The organism is Neptunomonas sp., from assembly GCF_041601355.1.
Lineage (GTDB): Bacteria > Pseudomonadota > Gammaproteobacteria > Pseudomonadales > Balneatricaceae > Neptunomonas.
This window is the reverse complement of sequence record NZ_JBFIIH010000154.1, coordinates 1-8,165: the sequence shown is the minus strand read 5'-3', so window position 1 is coordinate 8,165 and position 8,165 is coordinate 1. Positions and strand designations below refer to the sequence as shown.

Genomic DNA, 8,165 nt, shown 5'->3' with positions numbered 1-8,165 from the left:
CCGTAAAACGCAATTGAGTTGACGTAAGACTTAATTGCAAAATTGTTCAGCCCATCAGTAGGTTACATCCGCCATAGTGCGAATCAGTATCTTGTCTCACAGTAAATTATGTGGATACGTTGCGTGTGGGAGAAGCCCCGATTAGTATTGGCTCTTTATGTATGAAGCGTAACTGGTTTATTTTACAGCATGTTAGATCGATGAAAATAATCAAATAATAACGATGGAGAGTTCAGGTATGTTGAATAGATTTTTTTCTGCATTGGCGCTTTCTATAGTGGTATTTATTAGTGGCTGTAGCGATGGGGAGCCGAAAGTCGATGGGCGTTGGTATACTCAATCTCAGGTTGATAACGGTCAACAATTATTTCTTGCGCAATGTGCCAGTTGTCATGGCGCTTCTGCTCAGGGAACGGCGGATTGGAAGACGCCGTTGGCCGATGGCAAATACCCGCCGCCTCCGCTGAATAGCACGGCCCATGCCTGGCACCATCCTTTGAAGGGACTCAGGCAAACTATTCAGAACGGCGGAATCGCTCTGGGCGGCAGTATGCCCGCGTTTGCTGATAAGCTTTCAGAAGAAGATCAGGATGCGGTGATAAGCTACTTTCAGAGTAAATGGCCTGCACAGATATACAGTGCCTGGTTAGAGAGAGGGGGCCTCGAGTAAATTCAGGTAATTTGACACGAAACTCATTCACGATTTAATACAGAAAAAGCAAAAATAAGCATTTTGGAGAATAATAACTAGTATTATGATTCCATGATGTTTTGAGGAAGGTTAGTACGCTTCTGGATTTAATTGCTAAGGGTGATGTTGCTGTCAGGTAAGCGTGTTGAAGAAAAGCATTGGGGTATATTTGATTGTTATTATTGGCTTTTAATCCCCATAAAAACTAGGTATTAGATGAGCTTAAGTGTTAGATTAGACTAGTTGTTAGATCAAACTAGGTGTTAAATGAGACTAGGTGTTAGATGAAAAGAGTGGCAAAAAAGGTTTTGATAGTGTTGTGTATGCTGGTGGTGACAACCGCACAGCTTTACAGCAGTGTCTTTGCTATGCCTATGGATACTGGTTCTTCATCAACTTTCAAAACACATGCGTCTCAAGCCCATGCCTCCCAAACCCATACGTCTCAAGCCCATGCCTCGCAACCCCATGCGTCTCATGTGATGCACACTAATGAAAACGTGCAAACGGTTGATGAAAGCTGTTGTGAGCTAATAGCAACAGAGAAAAACAATCAATGTACTAGCATGACAAACGGCACCACTCCGGAAAAAAGTAGCGGGCATCATTGTGATGAAATGGCTAATTGTGCTCAGGCGCATTGTGTTAATCCGGCAACCGCTAGCCTCTCAATCTATTTTTTCTATATGAAAGCATTTAGTGCATCCCACATTGCTATTAACTACTTGCTGATTGATCAGCATGGTAGTTCCTTATACCGCCCTCCCATATTCCGTTGATGAACTCAGCCGTTATTCGGTAGCTTCTCAGCGGGAGATCAAATAAGTCTCCTAACTCTCATAAATTTGTCCGAAATCATTTTCAATGATCTTGACTTGAGTGGGTGCATTTATGTCACCAATAATTTCTTTTAATGGGTACAAACGGGTCGGGAACTATGTCTTCCCATTATTAGCTTTATGTCTGTTGAGTGGCACAACAGTCCAGTCGGCATCTGCTGATTCAGAAAAACATGAGCTGTTAACACTGGATCAAGCCGTTAGCTTTGCGATTAAAAATGATATGTGGTTGTCTGGCAGCAGTTATACGCAGAAAGCAACGGCAGCAATGGCTGAATCGGCCTATCAATTACCCGATCCGACACTTTCACTGAAGATGGCGAATTTACCCACCGATACGCTGGATTTTAATCAGGAAGCGATGACGCAGTTAGTGGCAGGGATATCGCAAATGTACCCTCGGGGTGATAGTCGTCGGCTGAAGCGTCAGCAGTTGCAACAGCAAAGTGACCGGGAGCCTTTATTGCGCTCTGAACGTCAGGCACAGCTAACGCTGACCATTACCCAGTTGTGGTTAGATGCTTATCAGGCTCGAAAAAGTATACAACTGATTGAGCAGGATAGAGCCCTATTCGATCAGCTGGTCGATATTTCCCAGGCTGATTATTCCTCTGCGTTTGGGCGAACTCGGCAACAGGATTTGATCAAGGCGCAGCTTGAGCAAACTCGTCTGGAGGACCGACTGACCCGACTGCTACAGACGCAGGAGATGCTCGAGCAAAGGTTGCTTGAATGGTTATTGCCCTCGGCTAATGGCGCTACTCCATTCGGTGCTAGTCTGTCGTCCGGCTTCTCTGCTGAACTGCCAAAAATCCGCTCACTTTATGCGGAGAATTGGCCGGATAAGCCCCCCGGTAACCATGAACTGGCACGCAATCTTGTAGGCCATCCTTCGGTGCAAAAAATCGATCAGAGTATTGCAGTAGCGGGAACTGCGGTGCGTCTGGCGGAGCAAAACTATAAACCGGAGTGGGGTCTGAGCGCTAGTTATGGGTTTCGTGGAGAAGATGCCAGTGGCAGGGACCGTGCAGATCTGTTTAGCGTAGGAGTAACTGTTAGTATGCCGTTATTTTCTTCCATTAAGCAGGACCGGGAAGTTGACGCGGCCACTGCTAGCCAAGAGAAGATCCGCACTGATCGTAGCCTGATGATCAGGCAGATGATCGCCGCTTTTCATTCTGCCCGCACCCAGTTGGAACGTTTAGAACAACGCCGCAAGCTATTTGATCGCACATTAATTCCTCAGATACAGCAGCAGGCACAAGCCTCTATGAATGCGTACAAATCAGATAACGCTAGTTTTATTGAAGTGCTACGCCCGCGCATTGATGAGCTGAATGCTCAGATAGAGTATCTGGAAATTAATGTTGCGAAACAAAAACAGGTTGCTCAACTTAACTATTTTCTCACGTCAATAGATACAGTCTCAGCCAATAACTCGCTTAGCGTTTCAGGAGAAAATTAATGAGTACTACCGGCAAAAATATCGGGTTAATTGTGCTGGGTGCCGTGATCGGAGCTGCTGGTTTTGGAGCCGTCATGAACGCAACCCGTTTCTCTTCCAGTGCAGGAATTGATTCTGGGGCGGACTTAAACCCTGCGCAGGCCCCCAAAGCCAGTAATGAGCCGCTTTACTGGGTTGCTCCGATGGACCCGAACTACCAAAGGGACAAGCCGGGTAAGTCTCCGATGGGGATGGATCTTGTCCCTGTCTATGAAGAGGCGGGGTCCGCTGCTGATTCGGGCCCTGGTACGATAAAAGTATCGCCTGAAGTGGTTAATAACCTCGGGGTCCGAACGGCAGTGGCGCTGATGACTAGTATGAACTTTGAGGTCCGTACCGTCGGTTATGTTGACTATAACCAGGATGAAATTGTACAGGTGCATCCTCGTGTAGAAGGCTGGATTGAAAAAATATATATCAAAGCTGAGGGGGAGCCGGTTGAAAAAGGAGGCCCTCTTTATGAGCTCTATTCCCCAGCGTTAGTAAATGCGCAGGAAGAATACCTGTTTGCGTTGTCTCGGGGGAATCGGGACTTGATTAGTGGGGCTAAAACCCGCTTGAGTGCCCTGCAAGTACCGCAGCGGGCGGTGGATGAGCTTAGGAAGACCCGTAAAGTGCGGCAAGCTGTGACGTTCTACGCGCCGCACAGCGGCGTGGTGGATAACTTCAATATTCGTCAGGGGATGTTTGTTAAGCCGGGAATGACGTTGATGTCGATCGGCGCCTTGGACGAAGTCTGGGTGGAAGCCGAAGTGTTTGAGCGTCAGGCCAGCATGATTACTGCCGGGTTGCCGGTCTCTATCCAATTAGATTTTCTGCCTGGTGAGGATCGTGAAGGGTTCGTCGATTATGTCTACCCCGTGCTGGACCCGGTCACTCGTACATTGAAGGTAAGAATGCGCTTTGATAACAAGGACCGGCAGTTGAAGCCGAACATGTTTGCTGAAGTGGTGATCTATAAAGAGGAAACAGAAGCCTCGCTTACTGTGCCTAAAGATGCCGTGATTCGTGGTGCTGGATCCAATCGGGTGGTGTTGGCATTGGGTGATGGGCGGTTTAAATCTATTGAGGTTAAGACGGGCCGTAGTGATGGGAACTTGATTGAAATTCTGCACGGCCTGGACGCTGGCGAAGAGGTAGTTACTTCAGCTCAGTTCCTGCTGGACTCAGAGTCGAGTAAAACCTCCGACTTCAAACGCATGCATGTTGAGCAGCCAATGAATGATGACGATATGAGTATGGATGCACTTGATATGGAAAGCATGAATATGGACAGCTTGGACATGGAAAGCATGGATATGGATAGCATGAGTCTGGACGGTGCCGACAGTGAGATGAAGCAGGGTGAGAAGGTGGACCTATGATTGAGTCGATTATTCGATGGTCGGTGGGCAATCGCTTCTTTGTCCTGCTGGCCACTGCGATCCTGGTGGGTGGCGGTCTGTTTTCCCTGAAGAATACGCCGGTGGATGCTATTCCTGACCTGTCTGATGTGCAGGTGATCATTAAAACGAGTTTTCCGGGGCAGGCGCCTCAGGTTGTAGAAGATCAGGTGACTTATCCGTTAACCACGGCGATGCTGTCGGTACCCGGCGCTGAAACGGTGCGCGGTTATTCGTTCTTTGGCGATTCCTATGTGTATGTCATCTTCAATGAAGATACTGATATGTACTGGGCACGCAGCCGCGTACTGGAATACCTGAGTCAGGTTGCGCCTTCTTTGCCAGAGAATGCAAGGCCACAATTGGGGCCGGATGCCACCGGTGTTGGTTGGGTCTATCTCTATGCGTTGGTGGATAAAACCGGTCAGCATGATATTAGCCAGCTGCGTAGTTTGCAGGATTGGTTCCTTAAGTATGAGTTGCAGACGGTGCCCGGTGTCTCTGAAGTTGCCCCCATCGGCGGTATGGTTAAGCAGTATCAGGTGCGGGTGAATCCGGAAAAGTTGCGGGCATTTAATATACCGTTATCACATATCCAGACGGCTATACAACGCGGTAATCAGGAAGTGGGCGCTTCTGTCGTGGAAATGGCCGAAGCGGAATATATGGTTCGCGCTACCGGCTATATTCAGGGTGAGGAGGATCTGAAGAATATCCCCCTGGGTATAAATAAGAATGGTACGCCGCTGCTGTTGCAAGATGTTGCGGATATCGGTACCGGGCCACAAATGCGTCGTGGCATCGCAGAACTCAATGGTGAAGGCGAAGTGGTCGGGGGCGTGGTGGTTATGCGCTTCGGAGAGAATGCTCAAAAAACCATCGATGGCGTAAAAGCGAAGCTTGAAACGTTGAAGCAGGGACTACCGGAAGGTGTTGAAGTTGTGACGGTGTATGATCGATCCGGCCTGATCGATAGTGCGGTAGAAAACCTTTGGTACAAACTTCTGGAGGAGTTCATCGTCGTAGCGCTGGTCTGTATTGTGTTTCTATTTCATGTGCGCTCGTCTCTGGTTGCCATTTTCAGCCTGCCCGTGGGTATTCTGGCGGCATTTATGGTGATGAATGCGCAGGGAATCAACGCCAATATCATGTCATTGGGCGGTATTGCGATAGCGATCGGAGCGATGATCGATGGCGCGATTGTCATGATTGAGAATATGCATAAGCATATGGAACGTACGCCGTTGACCAAAGAAAATCGATGGCAGATTGTCTCAGACTCAGCCTGTGAAGTGGGGCCGGCACTGTTTTTTAGTTTATTGATCATCACCGTTAGTTTTGTTCCGGTATTTACGCTTGAGGCGCAGGAGGGTCGTATGTTTGCGCCACTGGCGTTCACTAAAACCTACGCGATGGCGGCCTCAGCGGCTCTGGCCATCACCTTAGTGCCGGTGCTGATGGGTTACTTCATCCGAGGCAAGGTGCTACCCGAACACAAGAACCCGATAAACCGACTACTGACCGCTGTTTATATGCCGACCTTGCGTAAAGTGCTGGCTTTTCCAAAAATGACGCTGATGTTTGCCTTGTTGGTCTTACTGGTGGGTATGTGGCCATTAGATAAGCTGGGTAGTGAGTTTATGCCGCCGCTGGATGAAGGCGATTTGATGTATATGCCAACCACCTATCCCGGTATCTCTATCGGCCAGGCGCGGCAGTTGCTACAGCAAACCGACAAGCTGATTAAAACAGTACCCGAAGTTGAAACGGTATTCGGCAAAGTGGGGCGGGCAGACACTGCGACTGATCCAGCACCGTTGACGATGATAGAGACCTTTATACAGCTCAAACCGAAAGATCAGTGGCGTGCCGGGTTGACTACAGATGATCTGAGAAAGGAGCTGGATAATCTGGTTAAGGTTCCCGGGGTGACTAATGCCTGGGTGATGCCGATTAAGACGCGTATCGATATGCTGGCCACCGGTATCAAAACCCCCGTCGGGATTAAAATCGCAGGCCCTGAACTAGCACAAATCCAGCAGATCGGTCAGCAGCTGGAAACTATTTTGACAGATGTGCCCGGTACCGCGTCGGTGTATTCTGAACGGGTTGCTGGAGGGCGATATATAAAAGTAGATATCCAACGTCAGAGTGCTGCTCGTTATGGCTTGAACGTCGCCGATATTCAGCAGGTAGTTGCCACGGCCATTGGCGGCATGAACGTGTCGCAAACGATCGAAGGCTTGGAGCGTTATCCGATCAATGTGCGCTATCCACAGGACTACCGGGATTCTCCAGAGCAATTAGCGTTGCTGCCGGTCGTGACCCCAATGGGACAACGGATACCCTTGGGTGATGTGGCTAACGTCTATATCGAGGATGGTCCGCCGGGTATCAAAAGCGAAAATGCACGCCTTAACGGTTGGACCTTTATAGATATAGAGGGCATGGATATTGGCAGTTATGTAGAGAATGCACAGCAGGTTGTGGCTGATCAGCTACAGTTACCGCCAGGTTATTCAGTGAGCTGGGCTGGTCAATATGAGTATATGCAGCGGGCGAAGGAGAAGTTGACTTATGTGGTGCCTCTGACGCTGGGGATTATTGTGATTCTGCTATTCCTTAACTTTAGAAACTTTGTTGAGGTGAGCATTATTATGGGTACGCTACCTCTGGCAATGGTCGGCAGTGTCTGGTTGATGTATCTGCAGGGTTATAATTTCTCGGTAGCGGTTGGTGTCGGTTTTATCGCTCTGGCTGGTGTTGCGGTGGAGATCGGTGTGATTATGCTGGTCTACCTGAATCAGGCGTATCAGCAGATGCTGGATCGTTGTCAGAACCAGCATCTTATCCCCCGCGAAGAGACGTTGCGACATGCTGTGTTACACGGCGCAGGTTTACGGGTTCGTCCGGTAATGATGACTGCAGCAGCCATTATCGTTGGTCTGTTACCTATCTTGTACGGCACAGGGACCGGATCTGAAGTCATGAGTCGGATTGCAGCGCCGATGGTGGGCGGCATGGTCAGTGCTGTCATACTTACTTTATTGGTACTGCCTGCCGTGTATTTTCTATGGCGTAAGCGATGCATCGCTAAGTTGGACATTGAAGAGTAATGGCAGGTTAGGGCTTGGATATAACGATATCAGCCCAACCTTTACCCTATTTGTGTAAGGAGAAAGTTCATGTACAGCGCTCAAGCAGAAGTAAAACCAGTGCTAAAGCCAGTGCTTAAGCTGGCCGGTAGTGGGGTTGTATTGTTACTGGCCGGCTGTGGCATGGGGATGGATGATGCATCGGATTACGCAGCACGTACTTTCTCAGGTAATGGCGAGCAAATTTACTATACCGGTAGAAGTCAGGCGGGCACTGCGGTCACTTATCAGGGAGGTACGATGCATGCTCAGATGCACAGCACCTCTTGTGCCAGTTGCCATGGAGATGATCGACAGGGGAAACGACTCTATCCAAAGTTCTGGCTGGTTGCCCCGCCTTTAACCCGGCATGCACTTACCGAAGAGCACGATGATGGTCATGGGGATCATGAGCGTTATGACAAAAATAGTCTGAAAGTAGCTATCCGGCATGGGCTTGATCCTGCTGGAAAAGCATTGAATACAGCGATGCCCCGATGGCAGATAAGTGAAGAGGATATGGATGATCTGATCAATTTCTTAATAACTGACAGTCACTGATTGGAAGCGATGAAATTGAGGGTAGTGGCAGTTGCCGTTGTAGTTCGGGCAGGG

The 8,165-nt window shown here is 48.9% G+C and carries 6 protein-coding genes; all 6 read left to right on the top strand.

The window, feature by feature from the left end; genetic code table 11:
- Positions 1–238: 238 nt before the first annotated feature.
- The 6 genes from ABY436_RS17600 (at position 239) to ABY436_RS17575 (ending at position 8,111) form a co-directional block, all read left to right on the top strand.
- On the top strand, positions 239–670 hold the full coding sequence (locus ABY436_RS17600) for a cytochrome c (protein WP_372740238.1): 432 nt from the start codon (positions 239–241) through the stop codon (positions 668–670).
- 305 nt (positions 671–975) lie between these two features.
- Entirely contained in the window at positions 976–1,470 is a 495-nt protein-coding gene (locus ABY436_RS17595) for a hypothetical protein (RefSeq protein ID WP_372740237.1), read from the top strand.
- Between the two features lie 112 nt (positions 1,471–1,582).
- The gene (locus ABY436_RS17590) at positions 1,583–2,995 is read left to right on the top strand and encodes a TolC family protein (protein WP_372740236.1); all 1,413 of its coding nucleotides are present in this window, start codon (positions 1,583–1,585) and stop codon (positions 2,993–2,995) included.
- Positions 2,995–4,398 carry an efflux RND transporter periplasmic adaptor subunit gene (locus ABY436_RS17585; protein WP_372740235.1) on the top strand — a complete coding sequence of 468 codons (1,404 nt, stop codon included), beginning with the start codon at positions 2,995–2,997 and terminating at the stop codon, positions 4,396–4,398. Before ABY436_RS17590 ends, ABY436_RS17585 begins: the two co-directional genes overlap by 1 nt.
- The gene (locus ABY436_RS17580; protein WP_372740234.1) at positions 4,395–7,532 is read left to right on the top strand and encodes an efflux RND transporter permease subunit; all 3,138 of its coding nucleotides are present in this window, start codon (positions 4,395–4,397) and stop codon (positions 7,530–7,532) included. Before ABY436_RS17585 ends, ABY436_RS17580 begins: the two co-directional genes overlap by 4 nt.
- A gap of 69 nt (positions 7,533–7,601) precedes the next feature.
- Positions 7,602–8,111 carry a cytochrome c gene (locus tag ABY436_RS17575; protein WP_372740233.1) on the top strand — a complete coding sequence of 170 codons (510 nt, stop codon included), beginning with the start codon at positions 7,602–7,604 and terminating at the stop codon, positions 8,109–8,111.
- The last annotated feature ends 54 nt before the right edge of the window (positions 8,112–8,165 follow it).